This is a genomic window from Arthrobacter rhombi, assembly GCF_039526245.1.
GTDB lineage: Bacteria > Actinomycetota > Actinomycetes > Actinomycetales > Micrococcaceae > Arthrobacter_H > Arthrobacter_H rhombi.
Genome location: NZ_BAAAIV010000012.1, coordinates 402,646 through 427,738, shown reverse-complemented (window position 1 = coordinate 427,738; position 25,093 = coordinate 402,646). Strand labels below are relative to the sequence as shown.

Sequence of the window (25,093 nt, the reverse complement as noted above, 5' to 3'; positions counted from 1 at the left end):
GATTAACCGACGGATCCTTCCATCTGCAGTTCAATGAGGCGGTTCAGTTCGAGCGCGTATTCCATCGGCAGCTCACGGGCGATCGGCTCGATGAAGCCGCGCACGATCATGGCCATGGCCTCGTCCTCGGCCAAGCCGCGGGACATGAGGTAGAACAGCTGCTCTTCGGAGACCCGCGACACGGTGGCCTCGTGGCCCATGGTCACGTCGTCCTCGCGGACGTCGATGTACGGGTAGGTGTCCGAGCGCGAGATCTGGTCCACGAGCAATGCGTCGCAGACCACGGAGTTGCGTGAGCCCTTGGCGCCTTCGCGGACCTGGACCAGGCCGCGGTAGGCCGAACGGCCACCGTTGCGGGCCACCGACTTCGCGACGATGGACGACGAGGTGTTCGGCGCGATGTGCACCATCTTCGACCCCGTGTCCTGGTGCTGGCCTTCGCCGGCAAAGGCGATGGAAAGCGTCTCGCCCTTGGCATACTCGCCGGTGAGGTAGACAGCCGGGTACTTCATGGTGACCTTGGAGCCGATGTTGCCATCAACCCATTCCATGGTCGCGCCCTCTTCGCAGATGGCGCGCTTGGTGACCAGGTTGTACACGTTGTTCGACCAGTTCTGGATGGTCGTGTAGCGGACGCGGGCGCCCTTCTTCACGATGATCTCCACGACTGCCGAGTGCAGCGAGTCCGACTGGTAGATCGGGGCGGTGCAACCCTCGATGTAGTGGACGTAGGAGTCCTCGTCGGCGATGATCAGCGTGCGCTCGAACTGGCCCATGTTTTCCGTGTTGATGCGGAAGTACGCCTGCAGCGGGATATCGACGTGGACGCCCTTGGGGACGTAGACGAACGACCCTCCGGACCAGACGGCAGTGTTCAACGAGCCGAACTTGTTATCACCGACAGGGATGACTGAGCCGAAGTACTCCTTGAAGACGTCCTCGTGTTCCTTCAACCCGGTATCGGTGTCCAGGAAGATGACGCCCTGCTTCTCCAGGTCCTCGCGGAGCTGGTGGTAGACGACCTCGGACTCGTACTGAGCCGCGACACCCGAAACAAGGCGCTGCTTCTCGGCCTCGGGGATGCCCAGCTTGTCGTACGTGTTCCGGATGTCCTCCGGGAGATCCTCCCAGGACGTGGCCTGCTTCTCGGTGGAGCGGACAAAGTACTTGATGTTGTCGAAGTCGATGCCCGAGAGGTCTGCACCCCAGGTCGGCATCGGCTTGCGGTCGAAGTACTTCAGTCCCTTCAACCGCAGGTCGAGCATCCACTGGGGCTCGCTCTTCTTCCCCGAGATGTCGCGAACGACATCCTCGTTGAGGCCACGGCGCGCGTTCGCGCCGGCGTCGTTCTTATCCGACCAGCCGTATTCGTAGTTGCCGATCCCCTGGAGCTCCGGATTCTTTTCCAGAATCTCGGAGATCACACCGGGGTCGGCGGTCTCCTGTGCCATCTGATCCGTCATCGCGGCCTTTCCTGCTTTGTCAGCTTGACTCGTGTTCTCTTCTCAGCGTGCTGAGGAGTCTGGTTACGACCCATGGGTATATGGGTCGTACAAACATGCCCGCCGGACGCCAGGGTCGAGAGTCGACGGACATCGACCCCCAGCAGGCGGGCAAAGACTTTGGTTTCTTCATCGCAAAACACCGGGAATTCCCGGGCCAGATCCTGGATCGGGCAGTGCCCCTGGCACAACTGCATGCTTTGCATCGTCGCCGCCGGCTGGTTGAAGCCCACGTTGCGCGTCGAACCGACGAACCCGTCACCGCTGAGCGCCTGGGAGAGGGCCTCCGCACGGTCCGCGAGTGCGTCTCCCGCGGCTTCGACGACCGGCCGGTACCGGCGTTCCATCTTCTCGAACCGCCGGGCGGCAAAGGCCTGCACGGCTTCGTCACCGGCCGTTGCCGCGAGATCGGCCAACGCCGAGGTGGCGATGTCCAGGTAGTCGTTGCCGAGCTTGGTCTGCCCGCGGTGGCTCAGGACGTAACGCCGTGCGGGGCGTCCGGCGCCGGCTGGCTGGTTGGCCACGAGCTTGACCTCAACGAGGCCATCGCGGCTCAAGGCGTCGAGGTGGCGACGCACTGCGGCCGGCGTGAATCCGAGATCCTCACCGAGTTCCGCGGCACTGACGGGCCCCTGATGGAGGACAGCCTCCAAGACACGGTCCCGCGTGCGTTCCTCGGTCTCGGGCACCGCCCGGCGCACGGTCGGCTGAGCGACCGCGTCGGCAGGAATCAAAGACGATGAATACACAACACAATCATGACCTAATGTGATGGGCACCGCCAGTAAGGGGTGGCTTAGTTCCCTTGCGGCGCAATCTTGCCGGGGCAGCCGGGTGGGCCGCCCGCATTCTCTACATGACGTAGAATGCTTGCGTGCCAACAACAGAACCACGACTTGTCGTCGACTCGCTGCGCAAGGACTTCGGCCCCGTCGCTGCATTGGACGGGCGCATGGTCCGCGTTCTCAACGGTATCTCACTGACGGCCCACGCCGGATCCGTGACCACGCTGCTCGGTTCCAACGGCGCCGGCAAATCGACCACCCTCGGCTGCGCCCAGGGCTTGCTCAAACCCGACGGCGGCACCGTCCGCCTTCTCGGCCAGGATCCACTCACCGGCGGAAGCGCACTGCGGTCCCGCGTGGGGGTCATGCTCCAGGACGGCGGCCTCCCCCCGTCGGTGAAGCCGCTGGCGTTGCTCCGCCACGTCGCGGGCATGTACGCCCGCCCCGTCGATGTCGACGCCTTGGCCCGGCGGCTGGGGATCGACACCTTCGCCCACACCACCATTCGACGCCTCTCCGGCGGCCAGCGCCAACGGGTGGGCCTGGCTGCTGCGCTGGTGGGCAACCCCGAAGTGGTCTTCCTCGACGAACCCAGTGCCGGTTTGGACCCGCAGTCCCGGCAAACGGTTTTCGACCTGATTGCCGAGCTGCGCGAACGCGGGCTCTGCATCGTGCTCACGACGCACCTGATGGAGGACGCCCAGCGCCTCTCCGACTACGTCTACATCATCGACAACGGCCGCAACGTGGCCCAGGGGACCGTCGCGGAATTGACGGCCGAAGCCACGACGGCCACGGATAGCCGCACCTTGTTCTTCACCGCAGCCCCCGGACTTCCCACCCCCGAACTGCACGACGCCGGTTCACTGGTCGAGGAGTCCGCCGGCCAATACCGGGTCGAAGGGATCCGATCGCCTGCGGCGCTGGCCGAGATCACGGGGTGGTGGGCTTCGCGGGGCATCCTGCCCACGTCGATCAGCATGGAACCGAAGAACCTCGAAGACGTCTTCCTGGACATTGCCGAAGGAGGCACCCGTGGTTGAGCCGCGCACCCACGACCTGACCGCTGCTTCCCCGGCCCCCGATCCCGGAAGCAATGCTGCGCCGTTGGCCAGCCGGATCCTGCGACATGGACGCTACGAAACGGCTGCCATGCTCGGGAACGGCGAGCAGTTGGTGCTGGCGGTGGTCCTTCCCCTGTTGGCGCTGTTCGGCCTGACCTTCACCGACATCCTCGAGGGGGTTGCCACCCATCGCATCGACGCGGCGACCCCCGGCGTGCTGGCGCTATGCGTCATGTCGACAGCCTTCACCGGCCAGGGCATCTCCACCGGGTTCGACCGCCGGTACGGTGTCTTGCGCTTCCTGGCGACCACGCCGTTGGGGCGGGCGGGCCTGATCTTCGGCAAGGCGCTGGCCGTGCTCGCCGTCCTCGTCATCCAGATCGTGCTCGTCGGCGGAACCGCCCTGTTCCTGGGCTGGCGACCGGAGCTCGCAGGCCTGCCCATCGCCGTCGTCCTCTTGGTTCTCGGCGCCGCGGCCTTCACTTCGTTGGGCTTGCTGATTGCCGGTACGGTCCGGCCCGAGGCCACCCTGGCCATCACCAACCTTGCCTGGATCCTGTTGGCAGCCGGCGGGGGGATCCTCATTCCCGGCAGCCGACTGCCGGGAATGCTGTCCGACATCGTCGCCGTGCTGCCTTCCTCGGCTCTCGGCGACGCCCTCCGCGATGGCCTCATCGGTGGGACAATGAACCTTGGCGCCTGCTTGATCCTGCTGGCCTGGACGATCGCCGCCGGCTTGGCCGCCACCCGTTGGTTTAAGTGGAACTGACGCGCGCTCAGACGACCGCACCGTGTTCCGAATGGAGAATGACATCATGACAACGCCCGTTGCCACGCGCTGGTATGACCGGCTCCCCCTGTCCATCGGATCCGGGATCCACCGCCTGGCGATCGCCTCCCTGATCGCCCAGGCGGCCCTGATCGTTTCCGGCGGGGCAGTTCGTCTCACCGCATCGGGGCTGGGATGTTCCCAGTGGCCCAACTGCATGCCGGGCACGATGACCCCGACCCCTGAAATGGGGGTCCACGGCCTGATCGAGTTCGGGAACCGGCTGCTGACGTTTGTCCTGGCAGCGATCGCCCTGGCCATGATCATCGCCGTCTGGCGGATCCGCAAGACCCACCGCACGATTTTCTGGCTGTCCATCTCCCTGCTGTGCTTCATCCCCATCCAGGCGGTCATCGGGGGCATCACGGTCCTGACAGATCTGAACCCGTGGGTGGTCAGCCTGCACTTCCTGGCCTCCATCGCGCTGGTGGCCGCGGCGACCCTGCTGGTCAACCGCACCGGGCGCGAGTCGCGGGGCGAGGAACTGGTCGCCGCCGGACCGCTGACCGGCACCCTGCGCAGCCTGGGGTGGACCGTTGCCATCACCTCGGCGTTGGCCCTGGTGCTGGGCACCGTGGTTACCGGGTCCGGCCCCCATGCCGGAGACCCGTCGTCGCCGCGCCATGATTTCAACCTGTACCTGGTCACCCGGATCCACGTCGTCCCGGTCTACCTGCTGGTCATCGCCAGCTTGTTGGGCCTGTATCTGGTGTTCCGCACCCGCGCGTCGGCACGGCTGAAACGCGGCTACATCATGCTCGTGGTGGTCGTCCTGCTGCAGGGGGCCATCGGATACACCCAGTTCTTCCTGGGCCTGCCCATCGGCGTGGTCATGCTGCACATGGTCGGCACCGCCCTGCTGACGGCAGCCGCAACGAACGTGTGGGACCGTTCCACGGGCGTCGTCCCGCTGTAGCCGGCCCGCTCCCCGGGCACGAACCCGGATCCACTGGCCCTGTCCCCCGCCCTCTCCGCGGCGGGGACGGGGCCAGATGTCTTCCCAGCTGTATCACTCCGCCGGCCCGACCTGGTGGGGTGGGCGTTCCATCCCCCACGCCGCCGCCTCCCGCAGCCTCGCCTGTGCTCCAAACCGCTGCGGCAGGGGAAGTCCCGGGCGTTGCAGATGGCGGTCAACAGCAGGCAACAAAAAGAGGCCCGGCCTCCGCTGCTGCGGATGCCGGGCCCCTTCCGGAGGTGTGGGGGTCAGCCGAAGAGCGGTTGGCCGACGAAGGGATCGATGGCCAGGGCCACGAACACGATGGTCAGGTAGGTGATGGAGATGTGGAAGACCTTCATCGCCTTGCGGTTCATGTCCTGCGGAAGGTGCTCACGCTGGGCCTCGCGATACAGGACATGTGATTCGAAGACGAACCATCCGCCGGACACGGCTGCCAGAACGGTGTACACGATCCCCGCGTTGCCCATCGGGACCAGCAGCAGTGAGCACACCACGGTGGCCCACGCGTAGAGCACCACCTGCACGGAGACAGTGCGCGCTCCGGCGATTGCGCCGAGCATGGGGACATGGGCGTTGTTGTAGTCGTCCGCGTACTTCATGGACAACGGCCAGTAGTGGGGTGGGGTCCACAGGAAGATGATGAGGAACAAGATGATGGCCGGCCAGGCGAGCGTTCCGGTGACGGCTGCCCAGCCAATGAGCACTGGCATGCATCCCGCAATGCCTCCCCAGACGATGTTCTGGGAGGTGCGGCGCTTGAGGATCAGCGTGTAGAAGACCACGTAGAGCAGGATCGCCACGAGGCCCAGGGCAGCGGTGAACAGGTTGGTACCGGCCCACAGGATCGCGATCGACGCGATCCCCAGCAGCCACGAGAAGACAAAGGCCTCACGCGGGGTGACCTCGCCGGTGACCAGCGGCCGCTTCGAGGTGCGATGCATGAGCTTGTCCATGTCGCGGTCAAAATAGCAGTTGAATGCCCCGGCGCTACCGGCGGCGAACGCACCGCCGACCAACGTCGCCAGGATGGTGAGCAGGTCGGGGAAGCCGCGCTGGGCGAAGATCATGGTCGGCAGCGTGGTGACCAGCAGCAGTTCGATGACGCGCGGCTTGGTCAGGGCTACATAGGCCCTGGCCTTGCGGCCGACAAAGCCGCCCAGGCTTTCGTCGGATTGACGTGACGCACGAGCTGCGAGCTCGGCGTCGGTCGATACGGTCTTCACAGACATGCCACTCAGTTCTTCGCGGGGTATACACAGACAACCCCCATCATACCCTTTTACAAGGTGTAGAAATCGGCTCCGGTTCCCCCCTGCGCGAACGAACCCGAAATTATCCGACCAAACGGGCCCCCACTACCCCCAAAGCGTTATGGTTGAAGCTGATGTGCCGGAGCGCTGAAGCTCAGTATTCATACATGGGCGTGCAGCATCTGCGCTTCCATCGCCTTCACTCGTCCGGCACCGACCGCCAAGCAGGACCAGAGAGAGGGGCCGCCACGTGGCGCCACAGTCAGATGTTCGGGAATTGTCGTGGACGGAATTGGACCAGAAGGCGGTGGACACCGTCCGTGTCCTTGCTGCCGACGCGGTGGAAAAGGTAGGCAGCGGCCACCCGGGGACGGCCATGAGCCTGGCCCCGGCCGCCTACCTGCTGTTCCAGCAGCACCTGCGCCACGATCCCAGTGATCCCCAGTGGATCGGACGCGATCGCTTCGTCCTCTCCCCCGGCCACACCTCGCTGACCCTCTACCTGCAGCTCTTCTTCTCCGGTTACGGCCTGGAAATGAAGGACATCGAGTCGCTGCGCACCTGGGGCTCGCTGACCCCGGGACACCCGGAGGTCGGCCACACGGACGGCGTGGAGATCACCACCGGCCCCCTGGGCCAGGGTCTTGCATCGGCAGTCGGCTTCGCCTACGCCGAGCGCCGCATGCGCGGCATGCTGGATCCGGATGCCGCCCCGGGCACCAGCCCCTTCGACCACTCCGTTTTCGTGATCGCTTCCGACGGCGACCTGCAGGAGGGCGTGACCTCCGAGGCTTCATCGCTGGCCGGACACCAGGAACTGGGCAACCTGGTCGTGATCTACGACGAGAACCACATCTCCATCGAAGACGACACCGACGTGGCCTTCACCGAAGATGTCCTGGGCCGGTATGCGGCCTACGGCTGGCACACCCAGCGGGTGGACTGGACCCGTACCGGGGAATACGTCGAGGACGTCCAGGCCCTCCACGCGGCCATCAACGAGGCCAAGGCGGAGACCAGCCGACCCTCGATCATTTCCCTGCGCACCATCATCGGCTGGCCGTCGCCGACGAAGAAGAACACCGGAGGCATCCACGGTTCCAAGCTGGGCACCGACGAGCTCGAGGCCCTGAAGAAGGAACTCGGCTTCGACCCGCAGGCCCACTTCGCCATCGACGACGAGGTACTGGCCCACGTCCGCGAGGTCGCCGACCGCGGCGCTGCCCTCCACCAGGAATGGCAGCAGGGCTTCGACGCCTGGAAGACCGCCAACCCGGACAACGCAGCCCTCCTCCAGCGGCTGACCGACGGCAAGCTCCCCGAGGGCTGGGACTCGAAGCTTCCCGAGTTCGAGGCCGGCAAGGACCTCGCCACGCGGGCCGCCTCCGGGAAGGTCATCAACGCCATCGCCGAGGTGCTCCCCGAGCTGTGGGGCGGTTCTGCCGACCTGGCCGGATCGAACAACACCACGATCGAAGGCGCACCGTCGTTCATCCCCGCCACGAAGCAGACGAATTCCTGGAAGGGCAACCCGTTTGGACGCGTCCTCCACTTCGGCATCCGTGAGCACGCAGCCGCCTCGATCGTCAACGGCATCGCCTTGGCTTCGCCGACGCGCCCGTACTCGGGCACGTTCCTGATCTTCTCGGACTACCAGCGCCCGGCCATCCGCCTCTCCGCACTGATGGGCGTGCCGTCCATCTACGTGTGGACGCACGACTCGATCGGTCTCGGCGAAGACGGGCCGACCCACCAGCCCGTGGAACAGCTCGCCTCGTTGCGCGCCATCCCGAACCTCGACGTCGTCCGCCCCGCGGACGCCAATGAGGTGGCCTGGGCCTGGAAGACCATCCTGGAGAACACGTCCAACCCGGCAGGCCTGGTGCTTTCGCGCCAGAACCTTCCGGTGTACGACCGCACCCAGCCCGGCTTCGGTGCAGCCTCCGGCGTCGCCCGGGGCGGATACGTGCTGGTCGACGCCATGCGCGACGGACAGGTCGTGGCTCCGGACGTCGTGCTGCTGGGCACCGGTTCCGAGGTCCAGCTCGCCGTGGACGCCCGCGAGGCACTGGCCGCCGAAGGCATCGCAGCCCGGGTGGTCTCCGTGCCCTCCCTCGAGTGGTTCAACCGCCAGGACCAGGCCTACCGCGAGTCCGTGCTTCCTGCGGCAGTCACGGCACGCGTCAGCGTCGAGGCCGGCGTGGCCTTGGGCTGGCGTGAGCTCGTGGGTGACCGCGGCAGGATCGTGTCGCTGGACCACTTCGGTGCCTCCGCCGACTACCAGCGCCTGTACGCCGAGTTCGGCATCACCGCCGAGGCCGTCGCCCAGGCGGCCCGCGACTCCATCGCCGCCACCAAATAGCCAACCGCCGGCCAGCCCACATCGGGCTGGCCGGCCCCGTTCCATGGCCTCGCCGGGAACGGCACACACCTCATCCCACCTCCGGAAGGATCCATCCCATGAGCAATCCCAACACCCAGGCCCTCTCCGACGCAGGAGTCTCCATCTGGCTTGACGACCTCTCCCGCTCGCGGTTGACCTCGGGCTCGCTGAAGGACCTCATTGGCGGCCGCAACGTGGTCGGTGTGACCACGAACCCGTCCATCTTCGCTGCAGCGCTGTCCAAGGGCGACGCCGACTATGCAGAGCAGGTCGCCGAACTCGCGGCAGCCGGTGCCGACGTCGAGGAGGCGGTCTTCCAGATCACCACCCAGGACGTCACCACCGCCTGCGACCTGTTCGCCCCCGTGGCCACCGCCAGCAACGGCATCGACGGCCGCGTCTCCATTGAGGTCGACCCCCGGCTCGCCCACGACGCCGAAGCCACCGTCGCCGAAGCCAAGAAGCTCTTCGCCAAGGTCGACCGCGACAACGTACTCATCAAGATCCCGGCCACCGTCGAGGGGCTGGAGGCCATCACCGCCACCCTGGCCGAGGGCATCAGCGTCAACGTCACGCTGATCTTCTCCCTGGAACGCTACCGAGCCGTCATCAATGCATTCATGACGGGACTGGAACAGGCCAAGGAAAACGGCCACGATCTGGCGAAGCTCCACTCCGTCGCGTCGTTCTTCGTCTCCCGCGTCGACACCGAAATCGACAAGCGCCTGGATGCCCTGGGCACCCCCGAAGCCACCGCGCTGAAGGGCAAGGCCGGCCTGGCCAACGCCCGCCTGGCGTACCAGGTCTTCGAGGAGGACTTCTCCTCCGAGCGCTGGAGCGTCCTCGCCGCAGCCGGCGCCCGTCCCCAGCGTCCGCTGTGGGCTTCCACGGGCGTGAAGGACCCGAACCTGCCGGACACCCTCTACGTCACCGGCCTGGTCGCCCCGCAGGTGGTCAACACCATGCCGGAAAAGACGTTGGACGCCACGGCCGACCACGCGGAGGTCACCGGCGACACCGTCACCGGAACCTATGACGAGGCGAACCAGGTGCTCGACGACCTGGCCGCCCAGGGCATCGACTACAACGACGTCGTGGCCCTGCTGGAGACCGAAGGCGTCGACAAGTTCGACACCGCCTGGAAGGAACTGCTCGTGGACGTGCGCGGCGCCCTCGAGTCCGCAGGAAAGGCCTCGGCGTGAGCGCCCTGGGGTTCACGGCCACCGGCGCCGCCCGTGACGCCATCACGGCCCACGTCCCCGGACTTGTCGCCGACCACACGGCATCGCGCATAGCAGCCAAGGACGCCACCCTCTGGGGCCCGGACTCCGAGTCGGAGGCCGCGAAGCGCCTCGGCTGGGTCGACCTGGCCGAAACGTCGCGCCCCCTGGTCCCGTCGATCCTGGAGTTGCGGGATGAACTGCGTGCCGAGGGCATCGACCGCATCGTCCTGGCCGGGATGGGCGGGTCGTCCTTGGCCCCGGAGGTCATCACCGCCACCTCCGACGTCGAGCTCGTCGTCCTGGACAGCACCGATCCCGAAATGGTCGGCAACGCCCTGACCGATCGCCTCGCCACGACGGTCCTGGTCGTGTCCTCGAAGTCGGGGTCGACGGTCGAGACGGATTCCCAGCGCCGTGTCTTCTCCCAGGCGTTCGAGGACGCCGGGATTGATGCTGCCAGCCGCATCGTCGTCGTCACCGATCCCGGGTCGCCGATGGACGAGGCCTCGCGCAAGGCCGGGTACCGTGCGGTCTTCAACGCCGACCCCAACGTCGGCGGCCGCTACTCGGCGCTCACGGCGTTCGGCTTGGTCCCCTCCGGGCTGGCTGGCGTCGATATCGCCGCGCTGCTCGACGACGCCGAGGAAGCCGCTGAGTTCCTCTCCGACGACGACGAGGACAACCTCGCCCTCGCCCTGGGTGCTGTCCTCGGCGGCACCACCCCGCTGCGCAACAAGATCGTCTTCGTCGACGAGGGATCCGGGATCGTCGGCTTCGCCGACTGGGCCGAACAGCTCATCGCCGAATCCACGGGAAAGCACGGTACCGGCTTGCTGCCGGTGGTCGTGGAGCCCGGCGCGGAGGAGACCGTGGACCAGGCGGACGACGTCCTGCTGGTCCACCTGGTATCCGACGAGGAGGACCCGGTCATCGCCACCACCGGACACCACGTCTACGTCTCGGGCTCACTGGGCAGCCAGCTGCTGTGGTGGGAATATGCGACGGTCGTGGCGGGCAAGCTGCTGGGGATCAACCCGTTCGACCAGCCCGATGTCGAGGCGGCCAAGATCGCCGCCCGCGGCCTGCTGGACGCCACCCCGGAGCCGGAGGCGGCCCAACTGGTGGACGGGGACATCGAGCTGCGCGCCACCGAGGGCCTGCTGGAAGGTGCCTCCGGCGTCACCGACGCCGTGGCCAACCTGCTCGGCGCCCTCCCGGCCGACGGATATGTCAGCGTCCAGGCCTACCTGGACCGGATCGGGCACGCCGAGCTCGCCACACTGCGCGATGACCTCGCCGTCGCCTCGGACCGCCCCACGACGTTCGGCTGGGGTCCGCGGTTCCTGCACTCCACCGGGCAGTTCCACAAGGGCGGTCCGCGCATCGGCGTCTACCTGCAGATCACTGCGGACTCGGACACCGACATCTCGATCCCCGAGCGGCCGTTCACGTTCGGTGAGCTGATCTCCGCCCAGGCCACCGGCGACGCCCAGGTCCTCGCGGATCTGGGCCGGCCCGTCCTGCGCCTGCACCTCACCTCCCGTGATGAGGGCATCCGCCAGCTGCGTGCCGCGATCGGCGCGTTGCCCGGACTCCACCGCTGACAACAAGACGGCGGGCGGCCTCACCGGGCCGCCCGCCGTCCCTCCCCCACCTGCTTCGATCGAGAAAGTACCCCATGGCAGACACCGCCGCGCACAATCCCCTGCGCGACCGCAGGGACCGCCGCCTGAACCGTATCGCCGGGCCATCGGCCCTGGTGTTCTTCGGCGTGACCGGCGACCTGGCCCGCAAGAAGCTCATCCCCGCCGTCTACGACCTCGCCAACCGAGGCCTGCTGCCGCCAAGCTTTGCCGTGGTCGGCTTCGGCCGTCGCGAGTGGTCGGCCGACGAGTTCGTCGCCCAGGCCCGCGAGTGGGTGCAGGCCAACGCCCGCACACCGTTCAACGAAACCGTCTGGGCCCAGCTGTCCACCGGATTCCGGTTCGTCACCGGCGGGTTCTCCGACGAGGATGCCTACGAGCGACTCGGCAAAACCCTCGAGGAGCTCGAGGGCTCCCGGGGCACCCGCGGAAACCATGTCTTCTACCTCTCGATCCCCCCGAATTCCTTCGAGCAGGTCTGTGAGCAGCTCTCCCGCCATGGCCTGGCCCAGCCGGAGCAGATCCGCACCCACGAGGACGCCGGCGCCCAGCCAGGGTCCACACCGGTGCACGACGGCGACACCCCGGACTCCCTGCCTTGGCGCCGGGTGGTCATCGAGAAGCCCTTCGGCCACGATCTGACCTCCGCCCGGGAACTGAACGCCATCGTCGAATCGGTGTTCCCCCCCGACGCCGTCTTCAGGATCGACCACTACCTCGGCAAGGAGACGGTCCAGAACCTGTTGGCGCTGCGCTTTGCCAACCAGCTCTTCGAACCACTGTGGAACGCCAACTACGTGGACCACGTCCAGATCACCATGGCCGAGGACATCGGCATTGGCGGCCGGGCCGGCTACTACGACGGTGTCGGTGCCGCACGCGACGTGATCCAGAACCATCTGCTCCAGCTGCTCGCGCTGACGGCCATGGAGGAGCCCATCTCCTTCAACGCCGACCACCTGCGGGCGGAGAAGGAAAAGGTGCTCGCAGCTGTCAAGCTGCCCGAGGACCTGTCCCGGCATTCGGCCCGCGGCCAGTACACCGGAGGATGGCAGGGCGGCGAGGAGGTCACCGGGTTCCTCGACGAGGAAGGGTTCAACCCCGCCTCGCGCACCGAGACCTTTGCGGCCATCCGGGTCGACATCAACACCCGGCGCTGGTCGGGCGTGCCGTTCTACCTGCGTGCCGGCAAACGCCTGGGGCGACGGGTCACGGAGATCGCCGTGGTGTTCAAGCGGGCACCCAACCTGCTCTTCCGCGACAATTCCTCCGAGGAGTTCGGCCAGAACGCCGTGGTCATCCGCGTGCAGCCGGACGAAGGAGCGACCATCCGCTTTGGTTCCAAGGTCCCGGGCACACAGATGGAGGTCCGCGACGTCACGATGGACTTCGGCTACGGGCACTCCTTCACTGAGTCGAGCCCGGAAGCCTACGAGCGGCTGATCCTCGATGTCCTGTTGGGCGAGCCTCCACTGTTCCCCCGCCACCAGGAGGTGGAGCTGTCCTGGCAGATCCTCGACCCGTTCGAGGAGTACTGGGCCAGCCTGGATGAGCAGCCAGAACCCTATGCACCCGGAAGCTGGGGGCCGGCCTCGGCCGACGAGCTCCTGGCCCGAGACGGAAGGACGTGGCGTCGGCCATGATCGTCGACCTGCCGAATACAACCACCTCCAAGGTGGCGAAGAAGGTCATGAACCTGCGCGAGACCGGAGGGGTGGTGGCGCTCAGCCGGGTCCTGACCCTGGTGGTGGTCACCCAGTCCGGGTTCGAGGAGGAGGCCATCGCCGCGGCGAACCTTGCCAGCCGGGAGCACCCCTGCCGCATTGTCGTCGTGGTCGAGGGAAACCCCTCCTCCCCGACCGGGCTCGACGCCCAGATCCGTGTCGGGGGCGACGCCGGTGCCTCCGAGGTCATCGTGCTGCATGCCTCCGGTGAACTGGCCACGGCCAATGAATCGCTGGTCAACGCCCTGTTGCTGCCCGATGCACCGATCGTTGCCTGGTGGCCCCATGGGATGCCCCGCAGCGCGTCGGAAACGGCCATCGGGAGGATTGCGCATCGGCGCATCACCGACAGCAGCACCGCCGACGAACCACAAAAGGCACTGTTCGCGTTGGCCCGGAGCTATGCCGCAGGGGACACCGATCTGGCGTGGACGCGGTTGACGCTCTGGCGGGCGCAACTCGCAGCGGTGTTGGACCAGCTCGACCCCGGTCGTTTGACGGCAGCCACCGTCAAGGGTGCGGCGTCCAATCCCAGTGTCGTCCTGCTCGCCGCCTGGCTGACCCTGCGGCTGGACATCCCGGTGACCATCGCGGCTTCGGTGCGCGGAACGGGTGTACGCAGCGTGCGGTTCTCCCGGGCCGACGGCGACGTGGTGTTGACCCGTCCCCACGATGACGTTGCCGAGCTCTATCAGCCGGGCCAACCCGTGCAGCGGGTTTCCCTCCCCCGCCGCAACACGTCCTCGTGCCTGGCGGAGGAGCTGCGCCGGTTGGATCCGGATGAGGTCCTCGGTGAGGTCCTGCGCGAAGGGCTCGCCCAGACGAATCTGCGCAGCGTCACCGCCAGCGAACGCTGATCCCGCGCACGACGAAGCGAGGCGGCCCCCGCAGGGGGCCGCCTCGCTTTTCCATCGGTGTGGCAGGTGGTGCTGGAGGTCCTAGGACTCGGCGCTGAATCGCATGATGACGCCCAGGGCCACGATGACAGCGCCCCAAGTCAGACCCAGGACGATCGTGATGCGGTTGAGGTTGCGTTCCGCGACGCCGGAGGATCCCAGGCTGGTGGTCATGCCACCGCCGAACATGTCGGACATGCCGCCGCCGCGTCCCTTGTGCAGCAGGATGAGCAGGGTCAGCAGGAGGCTGACAAGTCCCAACAGCACCTGCAGGACAATCTTGAGTGCTTCCACTACTACCTTTCGGTCGACTACGGCCGGGGCCGGTTAGTCCGTCACCAGATGATGCTCGAACCTGACAATGTTAGCAAATTCCGCGGCGTCCAGGCTTGCACCCCCGACGAGAAGGCCATCGACGTCGGATCCGCGCAGGATCGACGCCGCATTGGCGGCCTTCACCGAGCCGCCATAAAGCAGCCGGATCCCGGCAGCGGTCTCGGCGTCATACAGCTTTTCCAGTTCGGCACGCAGTGCTGCCGCCATCTCCTGGGCGTCCTGCGGACCGGCGACTTCACCGGTGCCGATGGCCCAGACGGGTTCGTAGGCAACGACCAGGCTGGCAGCCTGTTCGCTTCCCAGCCCCGCCAGGGATCCGCGCAACTGCTCGAGCGTGTGCTCGACATGCTGGCCCGCCTGGCGGACCTCCAGACCCTCCCCGACGCAGAGCACCGGCACCAGGCCGTGGCGGTAGGCTGCAGCAACCTTGCGGGAGAGCAGCTCATCGGATTCGGCGTGGATGCTGCGGCGTTCGCTGTGGCCGACCAGGGCATAACGGGCGCCCAGCTTGGCCAGGAACGCGCCGGAGATATCGCCGGTGTAGGCTCCGGAGTCCGCGGGTGAGAGGTCCTGTCCGCCGTACACCACGGGCAGGTCATCGCCGGCGACCAGCGTCTGGACACCGCGCAGGTCGGTGAAGGGCGGGAACACTGCCACCTCGACCCGGTCGAAATCGTGCTTGGCATCCTCGAGCGTCCACGCCAGCTTCTGCAGCAGCGTGATGCCCTGGACGTGGTCCATGTTCATCTTCCAGTTGCCGGCGATGATCGGCTTGCGGACAAATTGCCCGTTCGTGGAGGTGGTCATCTGGGGCTACTTCCCTTCGAGCGCTGTGAGGCCGGGCAATTCCTTGCCCTCCAGGTATTCGAGGCTGGCTCCGCCTCCGGTGGAGATGTGTCCGAAGTCGTCCTCGTCGAAGCCGAGCGTGCGCACGGCGGCGGCGGAGTCGCCACCGCCCACGACGCTGAAGGCCTCCGAGTCCGCGAGGGCCTGGGCCACGGCGCGGGTTCCGCCGGCGAAGGCCTCGATCTCGAAGACGCCCATGGGGCCGTTCCAGAAGACCGTGTTGGCCGAGCGGATGTAGCTGGCGAAGGCTTCGCCGGAGGCGGGTCCGATGTCCAGGCCGAGACCGGTATCGCCGAAGCGCCCGGACTCGATCCCGTCGGCCGGGAGGACCTCGTACTCTGCATCCTCCCCAAACTTCGAGGCAACCACGACGTCGGTGGGGACGATGATGTCACAGCCGACTTCCTTGGCCCGCTGCAGGTAGCCGCGCACTGTGTCGAGCTGGTCGGCCTCGAGCAACGACTTGCCCACCTCATGGCCCATGGCCTTGAGGAAGGTGAAGGCCATGCCGCCGCCGATGAGCAGGTGGTCGGCGCGACCGAGCAGGTTGTCGATGACCGCCAGCTTGTCGGAGACCTTGGAGCCTCCGAGGACGACCACGTAGGGCCGCTTGGGTGCCTCGGTGAGCTGGTGGAGCACCTCGACCTCGGTGCGGACCAGGTCGCCCTGGTAGGCGGGCAGCACGTGGGCAATGTCGACCACGGAGGCATGCTTGCGATGCACCGCGCCGAAGGCATCATCGACGTAGGCTCCGTTGTCCCCGGTCAGGGCAGCGAGCTCGGCGGCAAATGCTGCGCGCTCGGCGTCGTCCTTGCTGGTTTCACGAGCGTCGAAACGCACGTTTTCCAGGATGAGGACCTGGCCATCGGACAGGTCCGAAGCCAGCTTCCTGGCACTCTCGCCCACCACGTCCTCCGCGACCGTGACATCGAAGTCGGCCAGCTCGGAGAGTCGGTCGGCTGCCGGCCGGATGGAGTACTTCGGTTCCGGGGCGCCCTTCGGGCGACCCAGGTGGGCCATCACGATGACCCGGGCACCGGCGTCGGACAATTTGGACAAAACGGGAAGGGACGCGCGGACGCGCCCATCGTCGGTGACGGTGGAACCGTCGAGCGGCACGTTCAGGTCGCTTCGGACCAGAACGTGCCGCCCGCGGACACCATCGGCGAGCAGATCGTCGAGAGTGTGGGAAGTCATGGCTTCAGGCTATCGGATCGCTGCCGCTACGCCAGCTTCGAGCCGACGTATTCCGTCAGGTCGACCAGCCGGCTGGAGTAGCCGTATTCGTTGTCGTACCAGGCAACGACCTTCACGGTGCTGCCGATGACCTTGGTCATTGGAGCGTCGAAGATCGCCGAGTGCGGGTCCGTGACGATGTCGCTGGAGACGATCGGATCCTCGTTGTAGCTCAGGTAGGGAGCCAGCGGGCCCTCCTCCGAGGCCTTGCGGAAGGCCTCGTTGACCTCGTCAACGGACGCCTCGCGAGCCAGGGTGACGGTGAGGTCCGTCGCGGAGCCGGTCGGGACCGGGACGCGCATGGCGTAGCCGTCGAGCTTGCCCTTGAGTTCGGGGAGCACCGATCCGATGGCTGCTGCAGCGCCAGTGGACGTGGGAACCATGTTCAGGGCGGCTGCACGGGCACGACGGGGGTCGCGGTGCGGGCCATCCTGCAGGTTCTGGTCGGCGGTGTAGGCGTGGATGGTGGTCATCAGGCCGTCGACGATGCCGAACTGGTCGTTGAGTACCTTGGCCACGGGGCCGAGGCAGTTGGTGGTGCACGAGGCGTTGGAGATGATGTGGTGGTTCTCCGGATCGTACTGGCCGTCGTTGACACCCATGACGATGGTGATGTCCTCGCCCTTGGCGGGGGCCGAGATGATGACCTTCTTGGCGCCGGCTTCGAGGTGCTTCTTGGCGCCCTCGGCCTTCGTGAAGATGCCGGTGGATTCGATGGCCACGTCGACGCCGAGCTCGCCCCAACCCAGTTGGGCGGGATCCTTTTCGGAGAGGACGCGGATCTTGCGTCCGCCGACCACGAGGGAGTCCCCGTCGACGGAGACGTCTTCGGCCAGACGGCCGAGGACTGAGTCATACTTCAGCAGCATGGCCAGGCTCTCGATGTCTGCCAGATCGTTGATGGCGACGATCTCGAGGTCTGCCTGGTTCATGAGCGCGGCGCGCAGGTAGTTGCGGCCGATGCGCCCGAAACCATTGATGCCAACACGGGTAGTCACGTGAATATTCTCCTTGCCGGGTGGTAGCCACCACCGTGCTCCGGATAAGGAGTTGATGACGCGGGGTGGCATTGCTGGTGATGAGACACCCCGTTGTGTCGATGGCCGGTGGGCCGGCCGGTCCCGCGGGCTCCCGATCCGGGGAAAACCGGATGCGGGGCCTGCGGGAACCGTTGTCCACATCCTACGCCACTCGGCGCCGGATGTGTGAGCAATATTACTTGCCCAGGGCCCGGGTCACTCGGACCCGGGCCGTTGCTGCTACTTGCCGGGAACGATCAGGGCCTTGGCCCCGGAACGTGCCGCGGTGAAACGAGCCGAAACGTCGGCCCAGTTCACGATGTTCCAGAAGGCCTTGACGTAGTCGGCCTTCACGTTCTGGTAGTCCAGGTAGAAGGCGTGCTCCCACATGTCCAGCATGAGCAGCGGGGTGGTTGCCACGGGGGCACCATTCTGCTGGTCGTACATCTGCTCGATGACGATGTTCCCACCGATGGGCTCGTAGGCCAGGATGGCCCAGCCCGAACCCTGGATGGTGGTGGCGGCCGCGGTGAAGTGGTCGCGGAACGCATCGAACGAGCCGAAGGCGTCGTCGATGGCAGCGGCCAGCTCGCCCTCGGGCTTGTCGCCACCCTCCGGTGAGAGGTTGTTCCAGAAAATGGAGTGGTTGACGTGGCCACCCAGGTTGAACTGCAGGTCCTTGGACAGCTTGGCGGCGCCGGCGGCATCGCCCTTGTCGCGTGCCTCAGCCATCTTTTCCAGCGCGGTGTTGGCGCCGGTCACGTAGGCATTGTGGTGCTTGCTGTGGTGCAGCTCCATGATGCGCGCGGAAATGTGCGGCTCCAGTGCGGCGTAGTCATACTGCAGTTCGGGAAGTTCGTACTTGACCATGTTCTCCTCCATTCGTCATGCACCTCCGTGGGTCCGGACGTGCTGGTGGGTAATGCATTCCGGCCCGAAGGCGCGGAAATCCAGCGGCTGAATCAGCCGTCGAGCATATCTGCTGTAACGCTGGCCTCGGTGCCGGGTATTCCCAACTCGATGGCCCGTCGATCGGCCATGGCCAGCAGGCGGCGGATGCGTCCGGCGATGGCGTCCTTGGTCATCGGCGGATCGGCGAGGTGGCCCAGTTCGTCCAGGCTGGCCTGCTTGTGGGCGACCCGCAGCTGTCCGGCGTACTGCAGGTGGTCCGGGACATCGTCGCCCAGGATCTCCAGGGCCCGCTCGACCCGGGCGCCGGCCGCGACGGCTGCCTGCGCGGAACGGCGCAGGTTGGCGTCGTCGAAGTTCGCCAAGCGGTTCGCCGTGGCCCTGACCTCCTTGCGCATCCGGCGTTCTTCCCAGACCAGCAGCGTGTCGTGGGCGCCCATGCGGGTCAGCAGGGCCGCGATGGAGTCCCCGTCGCGGATGACGACGCGGTCCACCCCGCGCACTTCGCGGGCCTTGGCCACGATGTCCAGCCGACGTGCGGCGCCCACCAGTGCCAGGGCGGCCTCGGGACCCGGGCAGGTGACCTCCAGGGCCGAGGAACGGCCCGGTTCTGTCAGCGATCCGTGGGCCAGGAAGGCGCCCCTCCAGACGGCTTCCGCGTCACCGGCTGAGCCGTTGACGATCACCGAGGGCAATCCGCGCACGGGACGCCCGCGGCCGTCGAGCAGACCGGTTTGGCGGGCCAGCGACTCGCCCTCACGGACCACCCTGACGACGTAGCGGCTGCCGCGGCGCAATCCCCCACCGGAGACAACGATGATCTCGGCGGAGTGGCCGTAGACCTCGGCGATGGCCTGGCGCAACCGACGCGCCGTCGCAGCCAGATCGACTTCCGCTTCGATGACGATGCGTCCCGAGATGATGTGCAGACCCCCGGCAAAGCGCAGGGTCGCCGACACTTCGGCTTTGCGGACAGAGGACTTCTTGACGTCAAGCCGGGACAGCTCGTCCTTGACCGAGGCTGTCAGTGCCATGGCTTCTCTTCCTCACTTCGCATTGGATCACGGGCGAACGCCTCGAAGACGTCCTGATACTCGGCCGCCAGCCGCAAGGGCTCGTGGACGGCGCGGTCATGCCCACTAGCCACCTTACCGAAAAAGCATTCGGCACCCAGCCGTCGGGCCGCCGCGACGAACGCTTCCCGGTCATCGATCGACGAGGGGTCGGCCAGAACCGCGTCAATGCGCAGGTCCGGGGCATAGCGGGCGATCACGTCCAGATGGCCCGCAGCGGTCAGCCCAGCGGTCTCCCCGGTATCCATGGCCAGGTTCATGGTCAGCAACCGGCGTGCCGGGGTGTTCTGCAGTGCCTCGCGCACCTCGGGGAGCAGCAGATGCGGCAGCACCGAGGTGTACCAGGAGCCCGGGCCGAGGATGATCCAGTCCGCCAGTTCGATGGCGTCGAGCGCCTCGGGGCAGGCGGAGGCATCGCCTGGGGTGAGCGTCACATTGTTGACCAGTGTGTCGTGGCCGGCGGCCGCCAGCGCGGCTTGGCCCTCGATCCGGCGCCGGACCAGGTTGCCATTCTCGGAGGTGGTGAGCACTTCGCCGGAGATGTTCAGCGGGACGGCGCTCATCGGCAGGACGGATCCCCGGGCCCCCAACAGGGCCCCGGCCCAGCGCAACCCCGCAACAGGATCCCCGAGCAGTTCCCAGAGGGTCACGATGAGCAGGTTGCCCAGCGCATGGTTGTCCAGCGAACTCTCGACGCCGGGGGCCGCCTTGAAGCGGTGCTGCATGACGTCGCGCCAGGTGCGCCCCCAATCGGATTCGTCACAGAGGGCGGCCAGGGCCATGCGCAAGTCGCCCGGCGGCAGGACGCCGAGCTCACGCCGAAGTTGCCCGGAGGAGCCGCCGTCGTCGGCGACGGTCACGATGGCGGTGATGTCGTTGGTCAGCCGGCGCAGCGCCGACAGGGACGCGGACAGCCCGTGCCCGCCGCCGAGTGCGGCGACCCGTGTGGTCGTTGCCGTGTCCCCCTGGGGTCGCGGGGGAAGCATGGGCATCTGGCCCGTCAGGAAGGTCACGCGCGCTACTCCCGACCCAGATCGCGGTGGTTGACCATGACCGTCACGCTGGGGATCTGGCGCAGGCGGCGGGCCATCTCCTCGGCGACCGCCACCGAGCGGTGCTTGCCGCCGGTGCAGCCGATCGCAATGGTGGCGTAGTGCTTGTTCTCCCGGCGGTAGCCCTCCAGGACGGGCTCCAGTGCCGCGAGGTAGTGGGTGATGAATTCGACGGTCCCCTCCGCCTCCATCACGTAGTCGCTGACGACCGCCTCCTTGCCGGTGTGCGGGCGCAACGCCGGCACCCAGTGCGGATTGGGGATGAAGCGGACGTCGGCCAGGAAATTGGCGTCGGTGGGCAGACCGTATTTGAAGCCGAAACTCATGACGTTCAGCCGCAGGACCACCGGGCCTGAATCGGAGAAGAGCTCGATGATCGACCGGCCTAGGGCGTGGACGTTCAACGGGGTGGTGTCGATGACGATCTCGGCGTTCTCCTTGAGATCGCGCAAGACCTCGCGTTCGGCGGCGATGCCGTCGGAGATCCGTCCGTCACCCTGCAACGGGTGCGGTCGCCGGCCCTGTTCGAAGCGCCGGATGAGCAGGTCGTCGCTGGCGTCAAGGAACAGCACCCGGTACTTGATCCCCGCGGCCCGCAGTTGGCCGAGGTTGGCCTGCAACTCGGCGAACAGCTGCCGGCTGCGCACGTCCATCACGACGGCCAGCTTGGGAATCGAGCCGGGATTGCGGGCGACCAGATCGGTCAGGGTGCCCAACAGCTGTGGCGGGAGGTTCTCCACGACGTACCAGCCCTGGTCCTCCAGGGCGTGGGCGGCGGTGGTCCTACCGGCTCCTGACATGCCGGTGACGACCAGCATTTCTGACTCTTCGGGCTTGACGGTGCTCAGCTCGATACTCATGATTTCAGTCTAGTCGGGATCGGGACCGGGGCGCTCCTCAGTCCAGCAGCTCGCCGGTGGCGGTGTTCACCGCAGGTTCCGCCCCGTCGTCGTTCCCCTCCCCACCCGCGGTGGCAGGGGCCGCGAGGGCCTCGACCAGGTGGGCGGCCAGCCGCGGGCCCACTCCGGCGACTTCCTGGAAGTCCTCGATGCCGGCGGCCCGCATGCGCTTGAGCGATCCGAAATGCTTCACGACGGCCTGGCGCTTGGCCGGACCGAGCCCGGGAACATCATCCAGCAACGAGGTGGTCATGGCGGCGCTGCGCTTCTGCCGATGGAAGGTGATGGCAAAGCGGTGGGCCTCGTCGCGGATGCGCTGGAGCAGGTACAGCCCGTGGGAGGCACGCGGCAGCACGACCGGGAACGGGTCCTCGGGCAGCCAGAGTTCCTCGAGCCGCTTGGCCAGCCCGGCGACATAGACATCGTCGATGCCCAGGTCGGTCAGCGCCTGCACGGCGGCGGCGACCTGGGGTGGCCCGCCGTCGACGACGACGAGCGAGGGCGGATAGGCGAACTTGCGCGGCGGGGCCTTTTCCCCGGTCTCATCGATGCTGATCTCGCCGCTGATGACCGGGGCCATGGCCGCCTGGTCGTCGAGGTAGTGGCGGAAACGGCGGGTGATCACGTCATACATCGAGGCCGTGTCATCCCGGGCTGCCTCACCGGTGATGGAGAACTTGCGGTAGTCGGACTTCTTGGGCAGCCCGTCCTCGACGACCACCATGGAGGCGACCACGTTGGTGCCCTGCACGTGGGAGATGTCGTAGCACTCGATGCGCATCAGCGGCACCGGCAGGCCCAGGGCCTCCTGCAGCTCCTGCAGGGCGGCGCTACGCGTGGTGATGTCGGCGGCACGGCGTGACTTGTGCAGGCGCAGCGACTGTTCGGCGTTGTCTTTCACGGTGCCCATGAGGGCGGCTTTTTCGCCGCGTTGGGGCACGCGCAGGTTCACCGCTGCCCCACGCAACCCGCGCAGCCAGATGCCCAGCTCCTCCGGGTTTTCGGGCTCCACGGGGACCAGGACCTCGCGCGGGATCCGGTCTCCGCCGGAGTTCTCCCCGTAGACCTGCTGCAGCAGGTGCTCGATGAATTCCGGACCGCTGGTTTCCTCGACTTTTTCCACGACCCAGCCGCGTTGGCCGCGGATGCGTCCGTTGCGCACGTGGAAGACCTGGACCGCTGCCTCGAGGTCGTCCTCGGCGACGGCGAAGATGTCCGCTTCGGTGTCCTCCGAGAGCACCACGGCGTTGCGTTCGAAGACGCGACGCAGGGCGGCGATGTCGTCGCGCAGCCGGGCGGCCTGCTCGTAGTCGAGTTCGGCGACGGCGGCCTTCATCTGGCCCTCGAGGTCGCGGATGAACCGGGTTCCCTCGCCTCCCATGAACTGGCAGAGTTCGTCGGCGAGCTTGCGGTGGTCCTCGGGAGTGATGCGTCCCACGCACGGGGCGGAGCACTTGTCGATATAGCCGAGCAGGCAGGGGCGTCCGGACTGCTGGGCGCGGCGGAAGATCCCGGAGCTGCACGTCCGCACGGGGAAGACGCGCAGCAGCGTGTCCAGGGTTTCGCGGATCGCCTTGGCCGGGTAGAACGGCCCGAAGTACTTCACGTCCTTGCGGCGGTCCCCCCGCATGACCTGGGCCCGGGGGTACTTCTCACCCAGCGTGACCGCCAGGTAGGGGTAGGACTTGTCGTCGCGGAACATGATGTTGAACCGCGGGGCGTATTCCTTGATCCACGTGTACTCGAGCTGCAGGGCCTCGAGTTCGCTGCCGACGACGGTCCATTCGACGCTGGCTGCGGTATGCACCATCGTGTGGGTCTTGGCGGCCAGCGTGGCCGGGTTGGCGAAGTAGGAGTTCAGCCGCGAGCGGAGGTTCTTGGCCTTGCCGACATAGATGACGCGGGCCTGTGGGTCGCGGAAACGGTAGACGCCGGGACTGGTGGGTATTTCACCGGTCCGCGGGCGATAGGTGGTGGGATCGGCCATGCCCCAACGCTACTCCGCGGACGGCGACTGGTTGTAGTTGCCGGACCGTTCCTGCCCGGTGATCTCCGCGATGGCGTCCACGATGGCGTCGGTGGCCTGGCGGCGCTGCGGCAACGGGTGCTTGCGCCCGACGTGGTCGAACTGCAGCGGCTCCCCCACGGTGAGCGTGAATTTGCGCGGGGTGATCCGGTTGCTGCCGGCCGGCTGCAGCTTCTCCGTGCCGACCAGCCCCACCGGAACCACGGGCGCACCGGTGGACAGCGCCAGCCAGCCCACGCCGGTCCGGCCACGGTACAGCCGCCCATCGCGGGACCGGGTGCCCTCCGGGTAGATCCCGACCCCCTGGCCGTCCTCCAGCAGGTCGACCAGTGCGTCGAGGGCGGCCACGCTGGCGGCCTGCTCCCCGCGCTCGACGGGGATGGAACCGACCGATTCGAAGAAGGCCTTCATCGCGCGGCCCTTGAGGCCGGGGGTGGTGAAGTATTCGGCCTTCGCGAAGAACGCGACGGGGCGCGGGCAGATGGCCTGGATGATGATGCTGTCCAGGAACGAGAGGTGGTTCGAGGCAATGATGAACGGCCCGTCGGTTGGGACGTTCTCCAACCCGGTGATGGTGGGACGGCACAGCGTGTGGATCGTTCCGCGGAAACCGGCGCGGACCCCTTCGAACAGGCCCATCTATGCGGTTCCAGCCCGCGGGGATTCGTTGGTTGCCGTCTCGCCGGCACCGAGCAGCCGGCCCAGTTCGTCCGCGGAGTGCACGACGGCGACAGCCCCTGCCGCTTCCAGCTCACCGGCGGCGGCGAAGCCCCAGGAGACGCCGACGGCGGCCAGACCGTTGGCGCGCGCTCCCTCGATGTCGTGGAGCCGGTCCCCCACCATGATGGTCGCTTCCGGGCCCTGTCCGGTGGCTTCCAGCGCGGCGGCGACGATGTGTGGTTTGCCGCTGGTCCGAGTGGGTGCCGAGACCTCGTCGGGTGCCGAACCGTGGATGGTGTCGAAGTATCCGTCGAGTCCCTTGGCTGCCAGCAGCTGACGTGCCAACGGCTCGGGTTTGGAGGTGGCGACGGCCAGGATGCGTCCGTCGGCACGCAGGGTGGCGAGGAGGTCCTCGATGCCCGGGTAGACGCGGCTGGCGGCCATGCCATGGGCGGCATACTGTTCGCGGTAGTCGGCGATGACCTGCGGCAGCAGTGCCTCGGTCATGCCGGGAATGGTCATCAGGCCGCTGGCCAGTGGGGGTCCCACGAGCGAGGCCAGGTGCTCCTCGCCGGGATGGGCAATGCCGTTGGCCAGCAGGGCGTGCAGGATGCCTCCGGTGATGCCGCCTGCCGGGTCGACCAGGGTGCCATCGAGGTCCAGGAGTACGGCGCGGGCAGGAATCATCACCGCAATATTGTTGCACGAACCACCGGGCCGGGACGGCAGCCATGCCCGCCACGGAATACTCCGTGGCGTCACGACCGCCGTCCCGATCAG

Annotated in this window: 22 protein-coding genes; 8 read left to right on the top strand and 14 right to left on the bottom strand. The window is 67.1% G+C overall.

Annotation, left to right across the window (positions count from 1 at the left end; genetic code table 11):
* Positions 1-2: 2 nt before the first annotated feature.
* Positions 3-1,463, bottom strand: coding sequence for a Fe-S cluster assembly protein SufB (gene sufB / locus ABD088_RS12625; protein ID WP_343902279.1), 1,461 nt, complete (start codon positions 1,461-1,463; stop codon positions 3-5).
* The gene (locus ABD088_RS12620; RefSeq protein WP_343902278.1) at positions 1,460-2,251 is read right to left on the bottom strand and encodes a helix-turn-helix transcriptional regulator; all 792 of its coding nucleotides are present in this window, start codon (positions 2,249-2,251) and stop codon (positions 1,460-1,462) included. Before ABD088_RS12620 ends, sufB begins: the two co-directional genes overlap by 4 nt.
* 125 nt (positions 2,252-2,376) lie before the next feature.
* On the opposite strand from ABD088_RS12620, the gene ABD088_RS12615 reads away from it, so the two are divergent.
* Genes ABD088_RS12615 through ABD088_RS12605 form a run of 3 tightly spaced genes read left to right on the top strand, consistent with a single transcriptional unit; the run spans position 2,377 to position 5,096 of the window.
* A complete protein-coding gene (locus ABD088_RS12615) occupies positions 2,377-3,330 on the top strand; it encodes an ABC transporter ATP-binding protein (protein WP_343902277.1) in 954 nt (317 codons plus the stop codon).
* The gene (locus tag ABD088_RS12610) at positions 3,323-4,120 is read left to right on the top strand and encodes an ABC transporter permease (RefSeq protein ID WP_372710467.1); all 798 of its coding nucleotides are present in this window, start codon (positions 3,323-3,325) and stop codon (positions 4,118-4,120) included. The genes ABD088_RS12615 and ABD088_RS12610 overlap by 8 nt, the downstream gene beginning before the upstream one ends.
* Positions 4,121-4,166: 46 nt before the next feature.
* The gene (locus ABD088_RS12605; protein WP_343902276.1) at positions 4,167-5,096 is read left to right on the top strand and encodes a COX15/CtaA family protein; all 930 of its coding nucleotides are present in this window, start codon (positions 4,167-4,169) and stop codon (positions 5,094-5,096) included.
* A 287-nt stretch (positions 5,097-5,383) separates the two neighbouring features.
* On the opposite strand, the gene ABD088_RS12600 is transcribed toward ABD088_RS12605, so the two are convergent.
* Positions 5,384-6,367: a heme o synthase gene (locus tag ABD088_RS12600; RefSeq protein ID WP_343902275.1), complete on the bottom strand. Its 984-nt coding sequence runs from the start codon at positions 6,365-6,367 to the stop codon at positions 5,384-5,386.
* Positions 6,368-6,638: 271 nt separating this feature from the next.
* On the opposite strand from ABD088_RS12600, the gene tkt reads away from it, so the two are divergent.
* From tkt to ABD088_RS12575, 5 genes are all read left to right on the top strand, one after another.
* Positions 6,639-8,750: a transketolase gene (tkt, locus tag ABD088_RS12595; protein WP_343902274.1), complete on the top strand. Its 2,112-nt coding sequence runs from the start codon at positions 6,639-6,641 to the stop codon at positions 8,748-8,750.
* 98 nt (positions 8,751-8,848) lie between these two features.
* Positions 8,849-9,973: a transaldolase gene (gene tal / locus ABD088_RS12590; RefSeq protein ID WP_343902273.1), complete on the top strand. Its 1,125-nt coding sequence runs from the start codon at positions 8,849-8,851 to the stop codon at positions 9,971-9,973.
* On the top strand, positions 9,970-11,598 hold the full coding sequence (locus ABD088_RS12585; RefSeq protein ID WP_343902272.1) for a glucose-6-phosphate isomerase: 1,629 nt from the start codon (positions 9,970-9,972) through the stop codon (positions 11,596-11,598). Before tal ends, ABD088_RS12585 begins: the two co-directional genes overlap by 4 nt.
* 74 nt (positions 11,599-11,672) lie before the next feature.
* Entirely contained in the window at positions 11,673-13,280 is a 1,608-nt protein-coding gene (gene zwf / locus ABD088_RS12580) for a glucose-6-phosphate dehydrogenase (protein ID WP_343902271.1), read from the top strand.
* Positions 13,277-14,218, top strand: a complete 942-nt coding sequence (locus tag ABD088_RS12575; RefSeq protein ID WP_343902270.1) for a glucose-6-phosphate dehydrogenase assembly protein OpcA — start codon at positions 13,277-13,279, stop codon at positions 14,216-14,218. The genes zwf and ABD088_RS12575 overlap by 4 nt, the downstream gene beginning before the upstream one ends.
* Positions 14,219-14,299: 81 nt before the next feature.
* Here ABD088_RS12575 and secG read toward each other — a convergent pair whose 3' ends face one another.
* From secG to ABD088_RS12520, 11 genes are all read right to left on the bottom strand, one after another.
* Positions 14,300-14,551, bottom strand: coding sequence for a preprotein translocase subunit SecG (secG, locus tag ABD088_RS12570; protein WP_343902269.1), 252 nt, complete (start codon positions 14,549-14,551; stop codon positions 14,300-14,302).
* A gap of 33 nt (positions 14,552-14,584) precedes the next feature.
* Complete coding sequence (tpiA, locus tag ABD088_RS12565; RefSeq protein ID WP_343902268.1) at positions 14,585-15,400, bottom strand: triose-phosphate isomerase; 816 nt, start codon at positions 15,398-15,400, stop codon at positions 14,585-14,587.
* Between the two features lie 6 nt (positions 15,401-15,406).
* Positions 15,407-16,636: a phosphoglycerate kinase gene (locus ABD088_RS12560; RefSeq protein ID WP_343902267.1), complete on the bottom strand. Its 1,230-nt coding sequence runs from the start codon at positions 16,634-16,636 to the stop codon at positions 15,407-15,409.
* A 26-nt stretch (positions 16,637-16,662) separates the two neighbouring features.
* Positions 16,663-17,673: a type I glyceraldehyde-3-phosphate dehydrogenase gene (gene gap, locus ABD088_RS12555; RefSeq protein WP_343902266.1), complete on the bottom strand. Its 1,011-nt coding sequence runs from the start codon at positions 17,671-17,673 to the stop codon at positions 16,663-16,665.
* Between the two features lie 261 nt (positions 17,674-17,934).
* A complete protein-coding gene (locus ABD088_RS12550) occupies positions 17,935-18,564 on the bottom strand; it encodes a superoxide dismutase (protein WP_343902265.1) in 630 nt (209 codons plus the stop codon).
* Positions 18,565-18,656: 92 nt separating this feature from the next.
* Positions 18,657-19,637 carry a DNA-binding protein WhiA gene (gene whiA / locus ABD088_RS12545; protein ID WP_343902264.1) on the bottom strand — a complete coding sequence of 327 codons (981 nt, stop codon included), beginning with the start codon at positions 19,635-19,637 and terminating at the stop codon, positions 18,657-18,659.
* The gene (locus ABD088_RS12540; RefSeq protein ID WP_372710473.1) at positions 19,628-20,689 is read right to left on the bottom strand and encodes a gluconeogenesis factor YvcK family protein; all 1,062 of its coding nucleotides are present in this window, start codon (positions 20,687-20,689) and stop codon (positions 19,628-19,630) included. The genes whiA and ABD088_RS12540 overlap by 10 nt, the downstream gene beginning before the upstream one ends.
* A 5-nt stretch (positions 20,690-20,694) precedes the next feature.
* The gene (rapZ, locus tag ABD088_RS12535) at positions 20,695-21,588 is read right to left on the bottom strand and encodes an RNase adapter RapZ (protein ID WP_343902263.1); all 894 of its coding nucleotides are present in this window, start codon (positions 21,586-21,588) and stop codon (positions 20,695-20,697) included.
* A gap of 37 nt (positions 21,589-21,625) precedes the next feature.
* The gene (gene uvrC / locus ABD088_RS12530) at positions 21,626-23,614 is read right to left on the bottom strand and encodes an excinuclease ABC subunit UvrC (RefSeq protein ID WP_343902262.1); all 1,989 of its coding nucleotides are present in this window, start codon (positions 23,612-23,614) and stop codon (positions 21,626-21,628) included.
* A gap of 9 nt (positions 23,615-23,623) precedes the next feature.
* Positions 23,624-24,292: a lysophospholipid acyltransferase family protein gene (locus ABD088_RS12525; RefSeq protein ID WP_343902261.1), complete on the bottom strand. Its 669-nt coding sequence runs from the start codon at positions 24,290-24,292 to the stop codon at positions 23,624-23,626.
* A complete protein-coding gene (locus tag ABD088_RS12520; RefSeq protein WP_343902380.1) occupies positions 24,293-25,000 on the bottom strand; it encodes an HAD hydrolase-like protein in 708 nt (235 codons plus the stop codon). It abuts the gene before it with no gap.
* Positions 25,001-25,093: the final 93 nt, after the last annotated feature.

Bases quoted from the DNA above. Each gene is read 5' to 3' on its own strand.
- sufB (WP_343902279.1), bottom strand. From the start codon at position 1,463: ATGACGGATCAGATGGCACAGGAGACCGCCGACCCCGGTGTGATCTCC.
- ABD088_RS12605 (WP_343902276.1), top strand. From the start codon at position 4,167: ATGACAACGCCCGTTGCCACGCGCTGGTATGACCGGCTCCCCCTGTCC.
- ABD088_RS12600 (WP_343902275.1), bottom strand. From the start codon at position 6,367: ATGTCTGTGAAGACCGTATCGACCGACGCCGAGCTCGCAGCTCGTGCG.
- tal (WP_343902273.1), top strand. From the start codon at position 8,849: ATGAGCAATCCCAACACCCAGGCCCTCTCCGACGCAGGAGTCTCCATC.
- zwf (WP_343902271.1), top strand. From the start codon at position 11,673: ATGGCAGACACCGCCGCGCACAATCCCCTGCGCGACCGCAGGGACCGC.
- ABD088_RS12575 (WP_343902270.1), top strand. From the start codon at position 13,277: ATGATCGTCGACCTGCCGAATACAACCACCTCCAAGGTGGCGAAGAAG.
- tpiA (WP_343902268.1), bottom strand. From the start codon at position 15,400: ATGACCACCTCCACGAACGGGCAATTTGTCCGCAAGCCGATCATCGCC.
- ABD088_RS12560 (WP_343902267.1), bottom strand. From the start codon at position 16,636: ATGACTTCCCACACTCTCGACGATCTGCTCGCCGATGGTGTCCGCGGG.
- ABD088_RS12550 (WP_343902265.1), bottom strand. From the start codon at position 18,564: ATGGTCAAGTACGAACTTCCCGAACTGCAGTATGACTACGCCGCACTG.
- whiA (WP_343902264.1), bottom strand. From the start codon at position 19,637: ATGGCACTGACAGCCTCGGTCAAGGACGAGCTGTCCCGGCTTGACGTC.
- rapZ (WP_343902263.1), bottom strand. From the start codon at position 21,588: ATGAGTATCGAGCTGAGCACCGTCAAGCCCGAAGAGTCAGAAATGCTG.
- uvrC (WP_343902262.1), bottom strand. From the start codon at position 23,614: ATGGCCGATCCCACCACCTATCGCCCGCGGACCGGTGAAATACCCACC.
- ABD088_RS12525 (WP_343902261.1), bottom strand. From the start codon at position 24,292: ATGGGCCTGTTCGAAGGGGTCCGCGCCGGTTTCCGCGGAACGATCCAC.
- ABD088_RS12520 (WP_343902380.1), bottom strand. From the start codon at position 25,000: ATGATTCCTGCCCGCGCCGTACTCCTGGACCTCGATGGCACCCTGGTC.